Here is an 18,442-nt window from a genome sequence, read left to right on the forward strand (position 1 = left end):
GTCTTCCATGACAAGCCGCCGCGGCATCGTCGAGTGCAGCGGCGGCACGGGTTCAGAAGGAGGCGGTCAGGCTGGTGTAGAGGGTGCGCCCGGGTTCGTTGTAGGTGGCTGCGCCCGCGCCCTCGATACCGTTCACTGCCTGGGCGTTGCCGGCCCGGTACAGGCGTTTGTCGAACAGGTTGTCGATGCCGGCGGTCACGCTCAGGTTTTTAGTGAGCGCATAGGTGCCGCTGGCGCCGACCAGCGCGTAAGGGGCCACCTGGTCGTTGGCGGTGCCGGTGACCCGCTTGCCCTGGTAGTCGTACTTCTTCGGCGTCTGCTTGCCGTACCAGGCCACGCTCAGCTGCAGTGACAGGTCGTCGGAGGCTTGCCAGTCGAGCATCGAATTGAGCGTGTAGGCCGGGGTCACCGACAGGGTCTCGCCGGTGGTCTTGTTCTTCGACTGCAGCATGTAGGTGAAGTTGTTGCTCCACTTCAGCTGTTCGCTCAGCGGGATGGTCAGGGTGCCTTCAAGGCCCTCGACCAACGCCTTGGGGATGTTCTCCCACTGGTAGAGGGTGGCATTGGCGTTGGCGCCGACGCCACCGGATGCCTGGCCGATGCCGCTCAGGCCCGAGTCGATCTTGTTCTTGTAGTCGTTGCGAAAGTACGTCAGGCCGGCGACCCAGCCGTTGTCCTGGAACTCGATGCCCAGTTCCTTGTTGACGCTGGTCTCGGCCTCCAGATGCGCGTTGCCCTGCAGGTAGCAGCTGGTGCTCTGCCCGTAGCAGCCCTGGCCACGGCTGTAGAGCAGGTAGTCGGGGTTGAGCTGGTACAGGTTCGGCGCCTTGTAGGCGCGGGCGATGCCGGCCTTGAGCGTCAGGGTGTCGGTCAGCGCGTGGGACAGGTTGAGCGACGGGCTCCAGTTGTCGCCGACGATGCTGTGGTGATCGAAGCGCAGCGCCGGAGTGAGCATGGTGCCGGGCAGCAGTTCGATGTTGTCCTCGGCGAACAGCGAGAAGATCTGCGCCTGGCTGCTGGTGCTGCGGCCGTTGCTGGCCAGGCCGGGCACGCTGCCGCCTTCGCTGGTGGTCTGGGTATTGGCGCTGGGGTCGTCCAGTTTCTGCTGGCTCCACTCGCTGCCCAGGGTCAGGGTCTGGTCGCGCCAGGCGTGCAGTGGCAGGTTGAGCTCACCGTGGGCGGTCAGGTCGCGCAGCGTCGAGGTGTAGAAGTCGGTGTTGCTGAAGATGCCTTCGGTGCCGCCGGCCAGGCCTTCGTTGATGCGCTGGTTGCGGGTCTTCTCGTATTGCAGGAAGGCCATGCTGCTGCCGAAGTCCCAATCGCCACGGTGGGTGATGGCGAAGTTCTCGCGGTAGAGAATGTTGGTCTCCTTGCCGAGCATGCTTTTGACGTTGGCATTGGAGTTGGTGTTCTGCGTATCGCCCGCGTACAGGTTGCCCTGGCGGCTGAAGCCGGCTTCGAGCTCCAGGGTCTGCTCCGGGGTCAGGCGCCAGCTCAGCAGGCCGTTGAGGTCCTTGTTGCGCACGCCTTCGCGGCCGGCGGGCAGGGTGCCGGCCTGGGTGCCGGTGCGCGCGGACTGGTGGCCAGCGTTGATGTCCCAGTCGTCCGCGTCGGTCTTGGCCACGTTGCCGTAGACCCGGTAGCTGAGGGTGTCGGTCAGTGGGCCGTTGAGGCCGAAGCTCACGCGCTTGGTGGCGCCTTCGTCACCGTGCTGCGGGAAGTTCTGGTACACGGTCATGTTGCCGTGGGTCTCTCCCGCCGGTTGCTTGGTGATGATGTTGATCACCCCGCCCATGGCCCCGGAACCGTAGCGCGCCGCCGCCGGGCCGCGGATCACCTCGATGCGCTCGACCTGGTCGGCCGGCACCCAGTTGGTGTCGCCGCGCGAGTCACGTTCGCCGCGCCAGCCGTAGCGCACCGAGCTGCGGCTGCTGACCGGCTTGCCGTCGACCAGGATCAGGGTGTTTTCCGGGCCCATGCCGCGGATGTCGATCTGCCGGTTGTTGCCGCGCTGGCCGCTGGTGGAGTTGCCGGTCAGGTTGACCCCCGGCATGGTGCGGATGATCTGCGACAGGTCATTGGCCGGTGGTCGTTTCTGGATGTCCTCGGCGGTGATGACCGACACCCCCGGCGCCTGCTTGGTCTCCTCCAGGGCGGTGGCCACCACGTTCTGGCTTTCCAGCACGATCGGTTCTGGCTGGTTGGCGGCCTGCACGGCGCTGCTCAGCAGGCAGCTGGACAGCAGCAGGAAGGGGGCGAAAGGAAGCGGGCGGGGCGACATGTGTGATCTCCGGCACGGCGGGCTGAATTCAAGAGATCACAAATAGTAATAACTCCTATTTGAGAGTAAAGCGCATTAACTTTCTAAACACTTTCGCTGGCCGGCAGCAGCAGGTGCAGGCATAGCCCGGGATGGCCATTGCTTGCCCACAGGCGTCCGCCCTGCAACTCAATGGCGCGCCGGGCAATGGCCAGGCCCAGGCCGAAGCCGGCGCCGCTGCCGGGCAGGCGGTGGTAGGGCTGGAAGATCTGCTCGAGTTCGTCCTCCGCTACCCCAGGTCCTTGGTCGCGCAGGCACAAGTGCCAGAAGGCACCCTCGCGCCAACCGTCCAGGCTGACCCGGCCGGTGGCGGGCGAGTGGCGGATGGCATTGCGCAGCAGGTTTTCCAGGGCCTGGGCCAGGCTGTCCAGGTGCGCCTGGACCTGGCAGTCGAGCCCGAGCAAGCAGGGCAGCCGTTCGACCGGCCAGCCGCTTTCGAAGCAGCTGTCCTGGACCAGCGCCTCCCAGACCGAGAGCACCAGTACCGGTTCGGTCGCCAGTTGCGGCCGCTCGGTGTCCAGCCAGGCCAGGTCGAGGGTGTTCTCCAGCAGTTTCTGCATGTCGTCCACTTCGCGGTCCAGGCGCTGGCGTAGCAGTTCCGCCGGTAGTTCGCTGTCGTGGGCGATGCGCAGGCGCGCCAGCGGGGTGCGCAGTTCGTGGGACAGGGTACGCAGCAGCAGGCGTTGCTGGTCGAGGCTTTTGCGCAGGCGCACGGCCATGTGCTCGAAGGCCTGGGCCAGCTCGCCCAGCTCGTCGCGACGTTCCTGCAGGGGCAGGCCGGGGCTGTCCAGATCGTCGGCGCGCAGGGCGTCGGCACGGTCACGCAGGCGGTTGAGCGGCACGACCAGGTGGCGGTAAAGCGCCAGGCCCAGCAGCAGGGCGAGCAGGGCGGGGGCCACGCCGTGGGTGATCACGTGGGTCCAGGGTGTCAGGCCGGTGGGCAGCAGGTGTTCGGGGAGCTGGATGACCAGGCGGCCGTCCTCGGGGTGTTCGGGGAAGGCGATGCTCACGTATGGCAGCTCGTCCTGCAGGCGCCGGCTCATCGGCCAGTCGAGCTTGCGCATGAAGGTAAGGCGGCTGGCTTCATCGGCGTTCAGCGGGGTAGTGCCGAGACTCTGCAGATGGGGGCCGATGATGGCGACCCAGGTGTCCTCCTCGGTTTCGAGCCGACGGCGCAGGCGTTCCACGCCATCGGCTCCCTCCGCGTGCCAGGCCTGCTCGGCCTGTTCGGCGAAGCCGGCGAGGAACACCCGGTCGGCGGGGGCGAGGAAGTAGGTGCTGCGTTCGACCGACAGGCCCCAGGTCCAGATCAGCCAGGTCAGCAGCAGGCAGAAGCACACCTGCAGCAGCGCCAGCTTCCACAGCAGCGGATGACGGCGCATCAGCTGCTGCCCGCATCGACCAGGATATAGCCCTGGCCGCGCACGGCCTGGATCTCCAGGTGTCCGGCGCCGATGGCGCCGAGCTTGCGGCGCAGGTTGCACACATGCACGTCCAGGCCACGGTCGAGGCGGGTGTAGGCCCGGTGCAGGACGCTCTGGTACAGGAAGGCCTTGCTCAGTGCCTCGCCGGGATGGGCCTGCAGGGTCAGCAGCAATCGGTATTCGGAACCGGTCAGCCCGGCACTCTGGCCATGCTGGGCGACATCATGGTTGGCGGTATCGAAGGTCAGCGTGCAGGCGTTGCGTGGCGTGGGCGGGCGTCGGTCCAGCGCCACCCGGCGCAGCAGGGCATCGACCCGGGCATCCAGCTCGGCCAGGCTGAAGGGCTTGGGCAGGTAGTCGTCGGCGCCGCGGGTGAAGCCGCTGATGCGGTCCTGCTCGGCGCCCAGGGCCGACATCAGCATCACCGGTACCGCCTGGTGCCGGCGCAGTTCGTCGAGCAGGCTGAGGCCATCGATGCCGGGGAGCATGATGTCCAGCAGCAGCAGGTCGAAGGGCGCCTGGTGCATCGCGTTCAATGCCTGGGTGCCGTTCTCGCAGGCCTGGACGCTGAAGCCGCGACGCAGGAAGTGCTGTTCCAGGTCCTGGCGCAATCGGGGGTCGTCTTCGGCGAGGAGGAGTTTGGGGGGCACGGGGTGACCTTGATGAGAATTCATTGCAAATACGAATCATCCCATTGGCGATGGTGCCGGGGCAATGGCCGGATGCTGGCATTGCGTCGAGTGGTTCGTCACATAGCTCCCGTGGGCGCGGGCTTCACATGAATTATCGACCTGGAAGGGACCTGTGGGAGCGGCTTCAGCCGCGAACACCGGCGAAGCCGGTGCCATCCATCGAGTTGCTTGCTTCGCGGCTAAAGCCGCTCCCACAGGGTACGCGTTGGCCGCATAGTCGTAGGTTCCCTGCATGACAGCTGGGGGATCAGCGACTTATGAACATCCCACCAGCTTCGCTCCGCACTCGCAGGCCATGGCTCTCGCTCAGCATGGCCAGGGCCAGTGGCAGGTCATCGACCGGGAAGCTGCCGGAGACCCGCAGCTCGGCCACGGCCGGGTCGCAGACCAGGCGCTGGTCGGCGTAGCGCATCAGCTCCTGGGCCCACTGCAATAGCGGCATGTCGTCGACCACCAGCAAACCCCTGCGCCAGGCCAGCTGGGTGTCGCGGGCGGTTTCCACCAGGCCGAGCCGGTCGCGGTCGAAGCGTACCTGCGAGCCTGCGTGGATGACGCTGCCACGGCCAGCTTCGGGGGTGACGCGCACGGCGCCTTCATAAACCGCGAGCTGGGTCTCGTGAAGGAGCTGGCGCACGCTGAAGCGGGTGCCCAGCGCCTGCATCAGGCCGTGATCGGAGCGCACCCGCAACGGCCGCGACGGGTCCGTCGCGGTGACGATGTACACCTCGCCACGGCGCAGGTACAGCAGGCGCTCCTCGGCCGAATACAGCACACGCAGCTCGCTGTGACTGTTGAGCGTGACCTGGGTGCCATCGCTCAGCAGCAACTCGCGCCGTTCGCCCACTGCGGTCTGGTAGTCGACACCCTCCCGGGCCTGACGCCATGCCCACCAGCCCAGCGGGGCCGCGCCGATCAGCCCCAGCAGGCCACGCAGTACGGTGCGCCGGCTGCTGTCCTGCGGGCGAGCGAGGGTTTGCCGGGCGAGGGTCGGCGGCAGGGTGCCGAGGCGGGTCAGCAGGCGCTGGGCACGCTTCCAGGCGCGTTCGTGGTCCGGGTCGCGGCGCCGCCAACACTCCAGTTCGAGCTGCTGCGCCGGGGTCAGCGGGCCTTCCTGCATCAGCAGCAACCAGGCGGCGGCCTCGGCGAGCACGGCCTGGGCAATGGCGGGCTGGTTAGTCATCGGGCATCTGGCTCAGACAGGCCATGTAGCCCTCGTGGATGTACTTCTTCACCGTCGGCAGGGCGATGTTCAGCGCCTGCGCGATGTCTTTCTGCTTCATGCCGTCCAGGGTGGCCATCAGGAATGCCTGCCTGACCCGTGGGCGCAGGCCGTCGAGCACTGCGTCGATCTCGTGCAGGGTCTCGAGGATGACGCTCTGCTGCTCGGGCGACGGCTGCAGCGCTTCGGGCACCAGCGCCAGCGCTTCGAGCCAGGCCTGCTCCAGCGAATGACGGCGGCGCCAGCTGACCAGCACGCAGTTGGCGATACGGGTCAGGTAGGCGCGTGGCTGGCGCAGGGTATCGGGCTGGTTACTGTCGCGGCTGGCGAGCACGCGCACGAAGATGTCCTGGGCCAGGTCGTCGGCCACGCCACGCCCCCAGGAGCGCAGTCGATACGCCAGCCAGCCGCGCAACCAGGCGTGGTGCTCGATGTACAGCGTGGTCACGGCGCAGCGCTCGGCGGGCTGGGGCGGAGTATTGAAAAGGGTCATGGCGGGGAGGTGTCAGGGTGTAAATGCAAACAATTATCACTAGATTTGGCTAAATCACAAGATCAAGTGAAAATGCGAATCGCACGCATATACCTTTTTCGCCGTCATGCGACAGAAGGGGTGCAAGCCCGCATCGAGTGCCGGGCACTGACCTCACGAGCGAGAAAAGCATGCCCGCAATCCGTCGGCTTTCCCCTGTTTCGCGTCCTTCGCAACGCTTGTCCCCGATCAGCTTCGCCGTGCGTTGTGCGATGCTCGGCTGCCTGATGGGCACGGCTTCGAGCCTGGCTCAGGCCGCCGATGCCCCGGCCATGGCTTCTACCCGGCCCGACGATGCCACGCTGCGCGACTACGACATCGCCAAGGGCCCGCTGGGCACCGCGTTAAGCGTGTTCGCCAGCCAGTCGGGGCTGCTGCTGTCCTATGATCCCGAGCTGACCCGCGGCCGCGCCGCGCCGGCACTCAAGGGCCGCTACACCGTGCAGGAGGGGGCCCGGCGCCTGCTGGCCAACAGCGGCCTGCAACTGCTGTCGAACTCCCGGGGGGCCTATATCCTCATCCCGCAGGCCCAGGCATCGGCGATGGCGACGGAACTGACGCCGACCATGGTCGCGGCCAGCGAGTTGCTGGACCCACAGCGCGACACCTATCGCGCGCCACGCTCGACGGTGCACCTGTCGCGTGAGGACCTCGACCGCTTCAGCACCGTCTCGGTGGGCGACATGCTCAAGGGCGTGGCCGGCGTGCAGGTCGGCGACAGCCGCAACGGCGGAGCGCTGGACGTCAACATCCGCGGCATCCAGGGGCAGAGCCGGGTGGCGGTCAGGGTCGATGGCTCGGAGCAGGCGGTGGATGTCTACCGGGGCTACGGCGGCACCCAGCAGCGCAGCTACATCGACCCCGACCTGATCAGCAGTGTCACCGTGAACAAAGGCCCCAGCACTCGCTCGGGAGCGATCGGTGGCTCGGTGGAGATGAAGACCATCGGTGTCGATGACATCCTGGTCGATGGCAAGGATGTCGGCGTGCGCCTGACCGGCAACCTGTGGAACAACGGCGTGGAGCCCGAGCACCGCAACCGTAACTCCAGGGACGAGGACCTGAGCGCGGTGCCGCGTGACGAACGCGGTAGCCTGTTCGGCTCCAAGGCCGAGTCCGGCAGCGCCGCCTTCGGCTACTCCCACGAACGCTTCGACCTGGTGGCGGCCTATGCGCACCGTAACCAGGGCAACTACTTTTCCGGCAAGAAGGGCCAGGACCGCTACCGGCTCTACGACCGCGACGGTGACGAACAGCCGAGCGTCGCCAACACCTACAACGCCGGCGAGGAGGTGCTCAACTCGTCGTTCGAGACCGACTCCTACCTGCTCAAGACCACCTGGCGGCTGGCCGACGACCATACCCTGGACCTGAGCTACCGCCGCTTCGACGGGCACATGGGCGAGATCATGCCCTCGGACATCTTCCGCTACGGCACCGCCGGCATCTACCAGTACCCCACCAGCGAAATCCAGATCGACACCTACACTGCCCGCTACCACTACCTGCCCGAGGGCAATCCGTGGGTGGACCTCACCAGCAGGCTGTGGATGACCGACTCGAAGACCAGCACCCTCAGCGCGGCCTGGATGGCGCCCAAGTCGCAGCTGTACCGTACCGACCGCGCCTGGTCCCGCCAGGACAACCGCCGCATCGGCGGCGACCTGAACAACGTGTCGCGCTTCACCACAGCCCATGGTGATTTCAAACTCGACCTGGGCGGCGCCTTCCAGCTCGAGGACCTCCAGCCGCAAAGCAACGTGGTCTCCACCCAGCACGACATCAACGCCAACCGCATGTTGCGCGATGCCTCGCGTCAGGAGTTCAGCTTCAACGGCAACCTGGAATACAAACCCACTGAAACACTGACGCTGTGGGGCGGCGGCCGCTATGCCCACTACCAGACCAAGGACAACACCGTGCTGGCCGAGGCGCGCCGCGAAGAGCGGGAAATGCGCTGGATCACCGCCAGCAGCCCGGGGCACTGGGGCAGCATGACGTGGTTCCCCGACCAGAACGGCCAGTACACCGACGCCACCGACCCACGCCTGAACAACGGCATCGTCTTCGAGAACAGCAACGAGCCGTTCAATGGCGTGCCGTTCAACGAGTCCGGCGCGACCAACGTAGTGGTCCATCCCGAAAGTGTCAGCAACGTGGTCACCGGCTACGACTACACCCCGCAGGGCAAGAGCCGCGGCGGTGGCTTCGCGCCGGCCTTCGGTATCAATTTCGAGTTCCTGCCGGATACCTTCGTCTATGCCTCCTATACCGAGGGACTGCGCCTGCCGTCGCTGTTCGAGACCAGCCAGGGCACCCAGCAGGTCACCCCGGGCAAGCACCTCAAGCCCGAGCGCTCGCGCAGTTGGGAAGTGGGCGTGAGTGCCTTGCGCAGCGACCTGCTGACCGCCGGCGACGAGGCGTCGGCCAAGCTGGCCTGGTTCGACAACGACATCAAGAACTACATCACCCGCTACTACGACCCGAGCCCGGGCCTGTGGGGGCAGATGACCTTCAGCAACACCGACAGCTTCCACACCCGTGGGCTGGAACTGCAGTCGCACTACGATGCCGGGCGCGTGTTCGCCGACCTTTCGGCCACCTACTACCTGATGACCGAGACCTGCGACGCGGCCTTCGCCGCCAAGCTGCGCGCCAGCGCCAATCGCTACCAGCGCACCCAGGACACCCCGGACTGCACGTCGGGCAGCTACATGGGCTCGTACACCAACACCCAGAACCCGCCACGCTTCTCGGCCAACCTGCTCGGCGGGATGCGCTTCTTCGACGAGGCACTGACCGTGGGCGGGCGCATGACCTACAGCTCGGGACCCACCGCGCAGATGGACAAACCCTGGCAGACCGGCGCGACCACGCCGCAGATCGACTACCGCTCGGTGGCGTTGTTCGACCTGTTCCTCAAGTACAAGCTGCTGGAGCACACCGAGCTGAATGTGTCGGTGCAGAACCTGACCGACCGCTACTACCTGGACCCGCTGGCGCAGAGCTTCATGCCGGCGCCGGGACGTACCTGGCGGGTGGGGATGGTGGCGCGCTTCTGAGAGCGCCTGCCTTGTCCAGCGCCTTGGCCCGATAGTCGGGGTGGCTGGAGCCCGCCGCAACCCTTGCAGCCGAGCGCCGCCCGCGCGGCGTTCGATCTCAAGTGCGCTGCAACGCTAACCCCTGATACCCCGCATCGCCGCTAGCCAATTGCAATGCCGAGCAGGTCCCGACTGCTGCTCGGGCAATGGCCAGGGTGCGAGCGTTGCCCCCCCTGATATCGAGCAGCGCTGCCATATGTTTCGGCGGGCCTGCTGAATACAGGCGTGCCGGATAATAGATTGTGCTTTATCTCGCGCATCTGCTGCGTGCGATAGTCGCCTCGTTGCGCAGGGCTATCGATAATGGCTAAAGAGTGGCTTGTATTGTCTTGGCGCTCCGTTTAGTATCCGCGAATATTCTAAGTTAATAACTATTTCTTCTGTTGGCGTTCGTCCGGATTGGCCACGCCAAAACGCTTGGCGAGTACTGTGCACGCGGCTGCAATTCTCGGGTGTTATTGTGCGCTGCAGCGTCTATCCAGCCTGAGTTGGCATTTTCAAGTCATTGATTTTAAGTGTTTTTATGCTTGTTTTTGAGCCGGGCTTGTTGGTTCTGCTTTCAAGGTTGCTTTGGCTTGCTGCGCTCGGTTGCCTGGCAATTAAACTTACGAGTTTAGTTTGTTCGCGCCAGCGACTGACAAATTAAACTTTGCGGTTTAAAAGTGCCAATAGTGTACTGAGGGTTTTATTAATTGGCGGTGTTGCGCAACTACTGCGTGGTGTCTCGTTGTGCCTGCGATTTGCCGTTGTTTATTTACTCGTCGGTTTAATTAGTTGGCCGGTGCGATAGGGCCGGCTTGAAATTGTTTGTGACATTTTGCCGAAGGAAGTATTGGCAACGTGTCCTTCCTGCGCCTCGCAGGAGGCATGGCGGCCTCTGGCAGCATTGCCAAGGCAAGGATCCACACACGTGAGAAAAGGAGTTTCAGGATGAGCAACGACGATATGCTGAACCGCTCGCTACCTCTGTTGACCGAGGCGGGCATCGACAAGCTTGCGTCCAGCCGGGTGGTGATCGCCGGTTGTGGCGGCGTGGGTGGCGCCATGGCACTCACCCTGTGCCGGATGGGCGTACAGTCATTCAAGCTGGCTGACCCGGGCGCTTTCGATCCGCCCGACATGAACCGCCAATGGGCCGCGACGGGTGCTTCGCTGGGCCGAAACAAGGCCCTGGTGTATCGCGAGCTGATTCTCGACCTCAATCCCCGGGCCAAGGTCGAGATCTTTGTCGAAGGTATCACCGACCACAACCAGGACGAGTTTCTGTCGGGCGCTGACATCCTGGTCGACTGCCTGGATGCCAACGTGCCCCACTCGCTGCGTGAGTCCATCCACCGCAAGGCACACGAGCGTGGGGTGTTCAGCGTTGTCGGGCCGATCATGGGCTTCGGCTGCTTTGCCTTGTGCTCCTCACCGCAAGGGTTGGGAATGGAGTACTGGACGCAGACGCTCAAGGTGGCCAAGGAGCAGGGCTCCCTGCCGCGGATCTTCGACGAAATCTTCGTGCCCCAGCACATGCAGGCGATCGTCCGCAGCCTCGAGGTTGGCAAGGTGCCAACGGTAGCTGTGGGGCCTCTGATCGCGACATCGCTGTTGGCCACTGAGTGTGTGAACCACCTGCTGCATGACCTGGTGCCGGGTTTCCGTGAACCGATCGTGCTGCCAAAGGTGATGTTCTTCGACCTCAATCGCATGAACCACAGGATCATCGACGTGTCCGAGGGAGCCTTGGCATGACGTTGCTGGCCGACACCGTCGAGGCCCGCGCGCGGGTCCTGGCTCAACATGGGTTCAACCTCGACCTGATACCGTCGCGGCTGGTCCTGGACGACTACCAGACCGACAGCCTGATGCACCGCGACTACCCGAGCGTTCCTCTATTGCGCCAGGACGGCGACGGTGAGCTGGACGAGCGACTGGCTGCGGCGTTCCAGGCCTTGTTCGGCCTGCCCCAGGTGCTGGCGTTGGCCCAGGGGCGGCTGGCGGAGGCGTTGCTGGTCAACGCCCTGGTCACGGCGGGCGACTGCGTGCTTGGCAGCGCGCCATTTCCCACGCTGCAGGCGCACCTGCAGCTCAGGGGCGCCACATACTGCACGGTGTCGACGGCAGATGCCGGTGGCCAATTTCGCGCTGACCTGGACTGCGTGGCCCTGGAGCAGGCGATCAAGCGTGTGGGCCGCCAGCGCATACCTTTCCTGCTGGTCGAAGCCTGCACCAATGCCATTGGCGGCGTGCCCGTTTCGCTGGACAACCTGCGTGCAGTGAAGGCAGTGGCTGATCGTTACGGCATCCCGCTGCTACTCGACGCGACGCGGATCCTCAGCAATGCCTGTCTGATCCGCGAGTACGCCTGCGACTGGCGTGACCATGACGAACTGAGCATCGTTCAGGCCCTGTGCGCACTGGCAGACGGTGTGTTGCTGAGCGCGACGAAGGAGATGCCGACGACCATCGGTGGTTTCCTCGCGCTACGTGACCGCACCCTGTTCGAGCGTTGTCGCGACCAGGCGCTGATCTTCGGCACGGGCCTTGACCTGCTGGGCAAGCGTCGTTTGCTGGCGGCAATGCGCGAGCCGCATGGGTTGGTGAAGCAAGTTCGTTCGCGCATTGACCAGGTACGCCGTTTCCACGGCCTGTTGCAGTTGGGCGACGAGTCACAGGTGGGTGTCCATGGCGTGTTCCTCATGGCTGGCGCGCAGTTCACGGCCATGCATGCTCGCGCCTTCCTCAATCATCTGTATGTGGGCTACGGTGTGCGTGGCGCGCTCAATCCAGGGGGCTCGGCCGGCCCTGGCGATGCCCTGGTGCGTTTCGCTCTTGGCGTTCCAGGCAAGGACGAGCGTGTCCTGGACACGGCTGCGATCTGCATCCGCGAGGCGCTGCGCGAAACCGACCAGCACCTCGCCCTGGAGGAGGTCCACCGCCCTGCAGGCCTCGCCGGCGGCATGCTCGCCACTTATCGCCAGGCCGGGAGCGTGCAGCCATGAAGCGTTTGCTGATGATCATCGGCGTGCTCTGTCCGCTGCTGGCCTTCGCTGGCATGCCGGCGGGCAACCTGGTGCCAAGGGATATCATCGAGCGTTCCGAGGACCGCCCAACCGGCAAGGATTCGGTCTCGATGTTGTTGGTCACCCTGACCGACAAGGCTGGAACCAAGCGGCAGCGCGGGTTGCTTTGGTATCACCTGGCAGGCGAGCAGGGTGACCTCGACCTGCAGAAGTTCTTCTATCCCCGCAGCATTCGCAACATCGCCACCTTCAACGAGGAGGTGCGTGGCGCCGAGGACCTGCAATACCTGTACCTGCCGGCCGCCAGCCGGGTTCGGCGGGTATCTTCCAAGCACCAGACCTGGGTCGGGTCCGACTTGATCTACGAGGATCTGCAGAAGATCAACCTCGAGGACTGGACATTCAGCTATGTGGAGCAGGCCAGCGAGGAAGGTTTCGCAGTGCATGTGGTGGATTGCCAGGCCAAGCCGTCGTCGAACTCGGCGTATGCCAAGCGCCGCTACTACATCCGCGCCGACGGCAGTTACTTCCCCAGTCGGATCGACTTTTTCGATGCTGCCGGCCAGTTGATCAAGCAGGTTCGGCGCACCGAAGTGCAGGCATACGGCTCTGCCCTGTACGAGCGTTTCGTGCAGGTGAATGATCTGCGCAACGGGCATCAGACGCTGATGGAGCGACGTTGGGTTCGCGTCGATACCGGGCTGCCTGCGTCGCTGGTGACGGTGCGGCAGATGGAGAAGGGCATCGAGCACTTTGCCGAACCTGCGGACGTGCAACGCCTGGTCAGTGACGAAACCAGCAGGATGGTGGAGTGATGGTCGGGATTGTCCGAACACTTGCAGCCGTCTTGTCGCTGGCTGGCGCGCCTTGCGTGAGCGCCCAGGCGCTGGCGGCCCTGGGTGGCCAGAACACGGTGACGGGGTTTCTCGACCTGCGCTCGGCGGTTGGCCTGGGCAGCGGTGGCGAGGTGGGCTCGAGCGCCTTGAAGTCGAGCCTGGACAATGGCCTGCGAGGTCGCGGCCGGGTCGAGCTGGATCACCAGGCCGACGGCCTGCGCACGCTGGTTTCGGCGGACCTGGAGCTGGAGCACAAGCGCATGCGTTCGGCAGCCGACGAAAACGAAAGCACTGCCAGGTTGTGGGAAGGGTACGTCGAATGGGAAGGCGAGACGACCAGCTGGCGCATCGGGCGGCAGGTGATCCAGTGGGGGGTGGCGGACGAGGTCAGTGTGATCGACAGCTTCACACCCCAGGATTTTCGCAGCTTCCTGATCCATACCCGCTTCGAACGCAAGTGGCCGGTGACCGCGGTGAGCGGTCGCTACTTTCTTGATGGCGGCGATTTCTTCGAGGTGCTTTGGCAGCCGCAGTTCCGTCAGGACCTGCTGGCCCAGCCAGGCGAGGAATGGAGCCTGTTCGTGGAGAACAACTACGTGCGCGGACTGGGGTTAAGCGAGCGCTCGACCAAGGTTGAAGGTGGTCCGCTGGGCGACAGCGTGTTTGCCGCTCGGCGAGTGCTGCGGCGCGACAATTATGACCTGTCGTTCAACTATGCCTACCAGTTCGAGCAGATGGCGGCATTTCGCGCCGATATCCAGGGCTTCGACGCCAGCGGCAGGGCAGTCGGTACCGTGCAGCCTTATCACGCCCGCCAGCACACCACGTCGATGGCGTTCGAGTCGGGGCGTGACGGGATCGGTGTGCGTGGCGAACTGGCTTACGTCACCGATGCCGGTTATGTCAGCTACGACATGGCTGTGCCGGGTCTGGTCGAGCGCCGTGACACGCTCAGGGGAGTGGCCGGCATGGACTACACCTTCGCCTCGCGGACCTACATCAACCTGCAGTACACCCTCGACTACATCCGTAACCACAACGGCAACATGCAGCCGGACAAGTACCGGCCAAGCGTGACATGGCGGGTGAACGTGCCGCTCAAGGGCGAGGACCTGTGGCTGGAGTTCCAGGGGCGCGAGTTCATGAACATGACCGACCGTTTCTGGCGCCTGCAATTGCGCTGGCGGGTCACCGACGACTGGGAACTGCGCACTGGCGGAATGCATTTTGCCGGGCATGACGAAGGTATCTTCGGCCAGTTCAGGGATAACGATCAATTGTACGCAGGGGTTCACTATTACTTCTGATTGACAGGGCAATGTAGTTGCGCGCGCATGTTCATGCGGGCCATTTGCAGTAAATGCGATCGTTTGAAACGGGAGGATATGACTGTCCGTCCCTTGGCCGCGATCGCCTGTTTCATGGACTTTAAAGGTTTTATTCATCCTACAAAGGAGCGTGAAAAATGAATGTTGGCAATGATCCGATCATGATGAACGAGTACCAGATTCGTATCGCGGCGGCACGTGAGAAGTTTGCCGCCCGTGACGATGTCCAGGCGTTGTTCAACGCGCCGATGGACGCGCCGTTGGTGAACCTCTTCATGATCTACTGGAGCGCCATGAGCGCGGCACTGACTACGCCTATTCCGGAGTACCTGGCCACGGCCGGCGTGCGCTGCGAGGCCCTGGGCCTGAACAGGCTGGCCGAGTTCTTCAAGGAGCACACCGAAGAAGAAGACGGTCACCACGAGTGGGCGGCGGCGGATGTCCACAAGTTGGTGAACCTGTGGAATGCGAAGTATCCGGGAATGCCGATCAATACCGACGACTTGCTGGTTTCCAATCTGACGCCTTCGGTGCGCCGTTATCACCAGTTGCACAAGGACGTGGTGGCCGGAGATGCACCGTGGGCCGAACTTGCCATTGATGTGGAGATTGAACTGATCACCACCCAATACGGCCCAGCACTGTTGAAAGCCTGTGCCGCAGCGCTGTGTGAAGAAGGCCAGCAAAGTATTTCCTTCCTGGCCGAGCATGTGAGATTCGACTTTGGCCATACCGATACCAACTTCCGCGTGGTCGCCGAGTTGCTCGAAGCCAAGCCTGAATACACCCAGCACCTGGTCGCCATCGGCGAGCAGGCACTGACCGCCTATGGCGATTTCCTTGGGGAGGCCCTGCAACTGGCCCGGCAAGCATACGCCCGCCTGCCACACGCCCAGGTCGCCGTGAACGCGTGACCTGACACGGACCGTTATCGGAGCACGACAAGGATAGAAAGGAGCTGGTCGGTATGTTCAAGAAAGTATGTGTCAGCTGCCTGCTGACCGACGACGTCGAAGGCGTGGCGCTGGATTCGGACGGCACCTGCAACCTGTGCCGCATCTCGCAGGCGGGGGGGCGGTTGCGCCAGGACGCGCAGCGCATGCGCTTCCAGCAGGACCTGGAGGCGACTTTGCGCGCCGCCAAGGGCAGTGGCAGGAAGTACGACTGCATTGTCTCCTTCAGTGGTGGCAAGGACAGTTGCTACCTGCTGCACCGGCTGGTGGTGGACTACGGCCTGAAGGTGCTGGCGTATACCAGCGATTTCGACATACCGGCCAGGACCTGGGACAACATCCGGCGGACGGTCAAGGCACTCGGGGTGGACCATCACGTGCACCGTCCGGTCCAGAGCGTCTACCGGCGTTTCATCCGCCATCTGCTGATGAACCAGGGCCCGAAGGGGGCAGTGCACACGGTTTGCTATTTCTGGCTGGACATCCGCGAAGGGGACCTGCTGCGTTTTGCCGTGGAGAAGGACATCCCGTTGATCTTCACCGGCTATTCACCCGGCCAGCCGGAGCCCGAGCGCATGCTCTACGAGATGCCGGCGGAGCGTATCGCCCAGGATTGGACGCCCCATGAACTGTTTGCCAACGGCGTGTTCAAGGAACACGAGCGGGCGCTGTTCTGGAACCCGCAACGCCATGGCGAGGGCATCAAGCTGCCGCGCATCCTCGCGCCGTTCCATGCCTGGGACTACGACCAGGCGCGCGTCACCAACACAGTCATCGAACTGGGCCTGGTGCAGAACAAAGTGCATGCCAACCCGGTGTTGAGCAACTTCACCCTGAATTGGCTGCTGATGTATTCGGATCTCAAGCTGCTTGGCTACAACCCGTACAAGCCCGAGTTCGCCAAGCTGGTTCGCGAAGGCAAGGCGGGGCGGCGCAAGTGGCTGCTGATCTTCGCACTCATGGACTTCATGGTCCGTCGGCGGATCTTCATGGGGCGGCACATCGACCGCTCGCTGCGCGAGCTTGACCTGCGTCTGGAGGATCTGAAGATGGCGCCGCTCGAAGCGCCACCCCCGTCCAGGGCGGTGAGGCGCGTTGCTGACCAGGCACGAGACTGCGCCTGAAGGCTTGACCGACGCCGCCACGCGCCTTGGTCAGCAAGGCGCGGGCGGCATGCACGAGCGGGTGGCCGGCTGTTGGCCGAGCACCTGCCGCGGATGGCTTACCACGGATGGTTGAATGAACGATCTAGCGCTCGCTGGCGACCTTTTCGCAGGTTGCTCGGATTTCCAGTTTTCCCATGAGGGCGTGACTCGCCAGGTCTTTCGCCTGGGCGAGGGGCCCGCGGTGGTGCTCATGCACGAAGTCCCCGGACTGCACGATGGCGTGGTGCGCCTGGCCCGGCGGCTTGCCGATGCGGGCCTTGGCGTGTGGATGCCGGTGTTGTTCGGCAAGCCAGGGGTGCGGGTCTCGGCGTTGTCGGTGGCCGGTTGCATGGGCCAGGTCTGCATCTCGCGGGAGTTCCGGGTCCTGGCCAGCCGGCGCAGCAGCCCGATTACCGACTGGCTGCGGGCCTTGGCCCGAGCGGCGCACGCGGCCAGTCCAGGCCCAGGAGTGGGGGTGATCGGCATGTGCCTGACCGGTGGCTTTGGCTTGGCCATGATGGCGGACCCTGCAGTCATCGCCCCTGTGTTGGCAAACCCCTCGCTGCCCTTCGCCCTGTCCGCTGCCAAGGCCGGTGCGCTGGGTATCGAGCAGGACACGCTGGACGCTGTCGTACGGCGCTCGACCGAACAGGCCATTCCTGTACTCGGCCTGCGCTTCACCGGTGACCCGGCGGTCCCAGACGCCCGTTTCGAAAGCCTGAAGCAGGCTTTCGGCGAGCGTTTCGTCGCTTGCGAAATCGACTCGTCGGCGGACAACCCCCATGGCATCGGGCGTTGGGCCCATTCGGTGCTGGGCGTGAGTTATGTCGACGAACAGGACCACCCCACTTACCTGGCCCAAGAGGCGGTGGTGGCATTTCTCCAGGCCCAGTTGGGCCTGGGCCAGCCAGGAGAACACGTATGCAAACCATAGAACTGGCCAGGCTGATCGCCCCGGTGCTGTTGTTCGTGATGATGATCGGCATGGGGCTGGGCCTGCGCCGCAAGGACTTCGTCGACCTGCTGCAGGCGCCGACCGGGGTCGCCATCGGCACCTTGGGGCAGGTGCTGCTGCTGCCATTGATGGGGCTCTGGGTGAACTGGGTGTTTGCGCTCGACGGCACCCTGGCCCTGGGGGTGATCGTGCTGTGCCTGTGTCCGGGCGGGGTGGCCTCAAACACCATCACCTACCTGCTCAAGGGCGACGTGGCGCTGTCGATCTCGCTGACCGTGATTTCCAGTTGTATCGCCTTCATCAGCGTGCCGCTGCTGGTGGCGCTGGCGCTGGCCCACTACGGCGTTCTCGGCCAGACCGTGCAACTGCCGATGGCCGACACCGTCGTGCGCCTGTTCCTCCTCACCTTGTTGCCCTTGGCCTTGGGCATGGGGCTGGCGCGGCTCTGGCCGACTGCTTGCAAACGTCTGGAACCGCTGCTGCGGATACTCGGCTTCGCGTTCCTCATGCTGATGATCCTGGTGGTGGTGGTGAAGGAATTCCCGCTGCTGCAGGCCTATGCCGCGCGCCTGGGCTTCAGCCTGGTGGCGCTGTTCGGCAGCACCATGGGCCTTGCCTGGCTGGCAGCCAGGATGGCGGGGCTCGGCAGTGCCCAGACCCGTTCGATCACCGTCGAGATCGGCATCCAGAACAGTGCCCTGGCGCTGGTCATCGCCAGCCTGCTGGGCAGTGTCGACATGGCGATCCCGGCGATTCTCTACAGCGTCCTCGTCTGCCTGGCCGCGTTGCTGGTGGTCACGTTGCACGCCGTTGCTGCTCGCTGGCGCGTGCACCCGACCAACCCCGGGCAGCGGCCGGTCGAACCCTTCGGCGATGGACGACTCATCGGACAGCACTCAGGCGCTGCGGCGCGCAAGGATTGATCGACC

The 18,442-nt window shown here is 64.4% G+C and carries 14 protein-coding genes; 9 read left to right on the top strand and 5 right to left on the bottom strand.

Features of this window, described 5'->3' with window-relative positions; genetic code table 11:
- Positions 1-52: 52 nt before the first annotated feature.
- The 5 genes from NMG10_RS22480 to NMG10_RS22500 all read right to left on the bottom strand — a co-directional run bounded on the left by NMG10_RS22480 (position 53) and on the right by NMG10_RS22500 (position 6,148).
- Positions 53-2,281: a TonB-dependent siderophore receptor gene (locus tag NMG10_RS22480; RefSeq protein ID WP_232856645.1), complete on the bottom strand. Its 2,229-nt coding sequence runs from the start codon at positions 2,279-2,281 to the stop codon at positions 53-55.
- 83 nt (positions 2,282-2,364) lie between these two features.
- Entirely contained in the window at positions 2,365-3,702 is a 1,338-nt protein-coding gene (locus NMG10_RS22485; protein WP_232856644.1) for a sensor histidine kinase, read from the bottom strand.
- The gene (locus NMG10_RS22490) at positions 3,702-4,394 is read right to left on the bottom strand and encodes a response regulator transcription factor (protein WP_232856643.1); all 693 of its coding nucleotides are present in this window, start codon (positions 4,392-4,394) and stop codon (positions 3,702-3,704) included. Before NMG10_RS22490 ends, NMG10_RS22485 begins: the two co-directional genes overlap by 1 nt.
- A 289-nt stretch (positions 4,395-4,683) precedes the next feature.
- The gene (locus NMG10_RS22495; RefSeq protein WP_232856642.1) at positions 4,684-5,616 is read right to left on the bottom strand and encodes a FecR family protein; all 933 of its coding nucleotides are present in this window, start codon (positions 5,614-5,616) and stop codon (positions 4,684-4,686) included.
- Positions 5,609-6,148 carry a sigma-70 family RNA polymerase sigma factor gene (locus NMG10_RS22500; RefSeq protein ID WP_232856641.1) on the bottom strand — a complete coding sequence of 180 codons (540 nt, stop codon included), beginning with the start codon at positions 6,146-6,148 and terminating at the stop codon, positions 5,609-5,611. Before NMG10_RS22500 ends, NMG10_RS22495 begins: the two co-directional genes overlap by 8 nt.
- Positions 6,149-6,318: 170 nt before the next feature.
- Between NMG10_RS22500 and NMG10_RS22505 the strand changes: the two genes are divergently transcribed.
- The 9 genes from NMG10_RS22505 to NMG10_RS22545 all read left to right on the top strand — a co-directional run bounded on the left by NMG10_RS22505 (position 6,319) and on the right by NMG10_RS22545 (position 18,436).
- Positions 6,319-9,249 (top strand): TonB-dependent receptor, encoded by a 2,931-nt coding sequence (locus NMG10_RS22505; protein ID WP_269806775.1) that lies wholly within the window; start codon positions 6,319-6,321, stop codon positions 9,247-9,249.
- Positions 9,250-10,218: 969 nt separating this feature from the next.
- Positions 10,219-11,025 carry a ThiF family adenylyltransferase gene (locus tag NMG10_RS22510; protein ID WP_254465167.1) on the top strand — a complete coding sequence of 269 codons (807 nt, stop codon included), beginning with the start codon at positions 10,219-10,221 and terminating at the stop codon, positions 11,023-11,025.
- Complete coding sequence (locus tag NMG10_RS22515) at positions 11,022-12,275, top strand: beta-eliminating lyase-related protein (protein ID WP_232856638.1); 1,254 nt, start codon at positions 11,022-11,024, stop codon at positions 12,273-12,275. The genes NMG10_RS22510 and NMG10_RS22515 overlap by 4 nt, the downstream gene beginning before the upstream one ends.
- The gene (locus NMG10_RS22520; RefSeq protein ID WP_203650124.1) at positions 12,272-13,111 is read left to right on the top strand and encodes an outer membrane lipoprotein-sorting protein; all 840 of its coding nucleotides are present in this window, start codon (positions 12,272-12,274) and stop codon (positions 13,109-13,111) included. Before NMG10_RS22515 ends, NMG10_RS22520 begins: the two co-directional genes overlap by 4 nt.
- Positions 13,112-13,167: 56 nt before the next feature.
- Entirely contained in the window at positions 13,168-14,439 is a 1,272-nt protein-coding gene (locus NMG10_RS22525; RefSeq protein ID WP_203650126.1) for a DUF1302 family protein, read from the top strand.
- Between the two features lie 158 nt (positions 14,440-14,597).
- Complete coding sequence (locus tag NMG10_RS22530; RefSeq protein ID WP_203650128.1) at positions 14,598-15,374, top strand: hypothetical protein; 777 nt, start codon at positions 14,598-14,600, stop codon at positions 15,372-15,374.
- A 53-nt stretch (positions 15,375-15,427) separates the two neighbouring features.
- Entirely contained in the window at positions 15,428-16,537 is a 1,110-nt protein-coding gene (locus tag NMG10_RS22535) for a hypothetical protein (RefSeq protein ID WP_232856637.1), read from the top strand.
- A 115-nt stretch (positions 16,538-16,652) separates the two neighbouring features.
- A complete protein-coding gene (locus tag NMG10_RS22540; RefSeq protein WP_232856636.1) occupies positions 16,653-17,492 on the top strand; it encodes a dienelactone hydrolase family protein in 840 nt (279 codons plus the stop codon).
- Positions 17,480-18,436, top strand: coding sequence for a bile acid:sodium symporter family protein (locus NMG10_RS22545; RefSeq protein ID WP_203650135.1), 957 nt, complete (start codon positions 17,480-17,482; stop codon positions 18,434-18,436). The genes NMG10_RS22540 and NMG10_RS22545 overlap by 13 nt, the downstream gene beginning before the upstream one ends.
- Positions 18,437-18,442: the final 6 nt, after the last annotated feature.

It is taken from the genome of Pseudomonas sp. DVZ6 (assembly GCF_024259445.1).
Taxonomy (GTDB): Bacteria; Pseudomonadota; Gammaproteobacteria; order Pseudomonadales; family Pseudomonadaceae; genus Aquipseudomonas; species Aquipseudomonas peradeniyensis.

Excerpts from the sequence above, each read along its gene's own strand:
- NMG10_RS22480 (WP_232856645.1), bottom strand. The coding sequence starts at position 2,281 with ATGTCGCCCCGCCCGCTTCCTTTCGCCCCCTTCCTGCTGCTGTCCAGC.
- NMG10_RS22485 (WP_232856644.1), bottom strand. The coding sequence starts at position 3,702 with ATGCGCCGTCATCCGCTGCTGTGGAAGCTGGCGCTGCTGCAGGTGTGC.
- NMG10_RS22495 (WP_232856642.1), bottom strand. The coding sequence starts at position 5,616 with ATGACTAACCAGCCCGCCATTGCCCAGGCCGTGCTCGCCGAGGCCGCC.
- NMG10_RS22500 (WP_232856641.1), bottom strand. The coding sequence starts at position 6,148 with ATGACCCTTTTCAATACTCCGCCCCAGCCCGCCGAGCGCTGCGCCGTG.
- NMG10_RS22505 (WP_269806775.1), top strand. The coding sequence starts at position 6,319 with ATGCCCGCAATCCGTCGGCTTTCCCCTGTTTCGCGTCCTTCGCAACGC.
- NMG10_RS22510 (WP_254465167.1), top strand. The coding sequence starts at position 10,219 with ATGAGCAACGACGATATGCTGAACCGCTCGCTACCTCTGTTGACCGAG.
- NMG10_RS22515 (WP_232856638.1), top strand. The coding sequence starts at position 11,022 with ATGACGTTGCTGGCCGACACCGTCGAGGCCCGCGCGCGGGTCCTGGCT.
- NMG10_RS22520 (WP_203650124.1), top strand. The coding sequence starts at position 12,272 with ATGAAGCGTTTGCTGATGATCATCGGCGTGCTCTGTCCGCTGCTGGCC.
- NMG10_RS22530 (WP_203650128.1), top strand. The coding sequence starts at position 14,598 with ATGAATGTTGGCAATGATCCGATCATGATGAACGAGTACCAGATTCGT.
- NMG10_RS22535 (WP_232856637.1), top strand. The coding sequence starts at position 15,428 with ATGTTCAAGAAAGTATGTGTCAGCTGCCTGCTGACCGACGACGTCGAA.
- NMG10_RS22540 (WP_232856636.1), top strand. The coding sequence starts at position 16,653 with ATGAACGATCTAGCGCTCGCTGGCGACCTTTTCGCAGGTTGCTCGGAT.
- NMG10_RS22545 (WP_203650135.1), top strand. The coding sequence starts at position 17,480 with ATGCAAACCATAGAACTGGCCAGGCTGATCGCCCCGGTGCTGTTGTTC.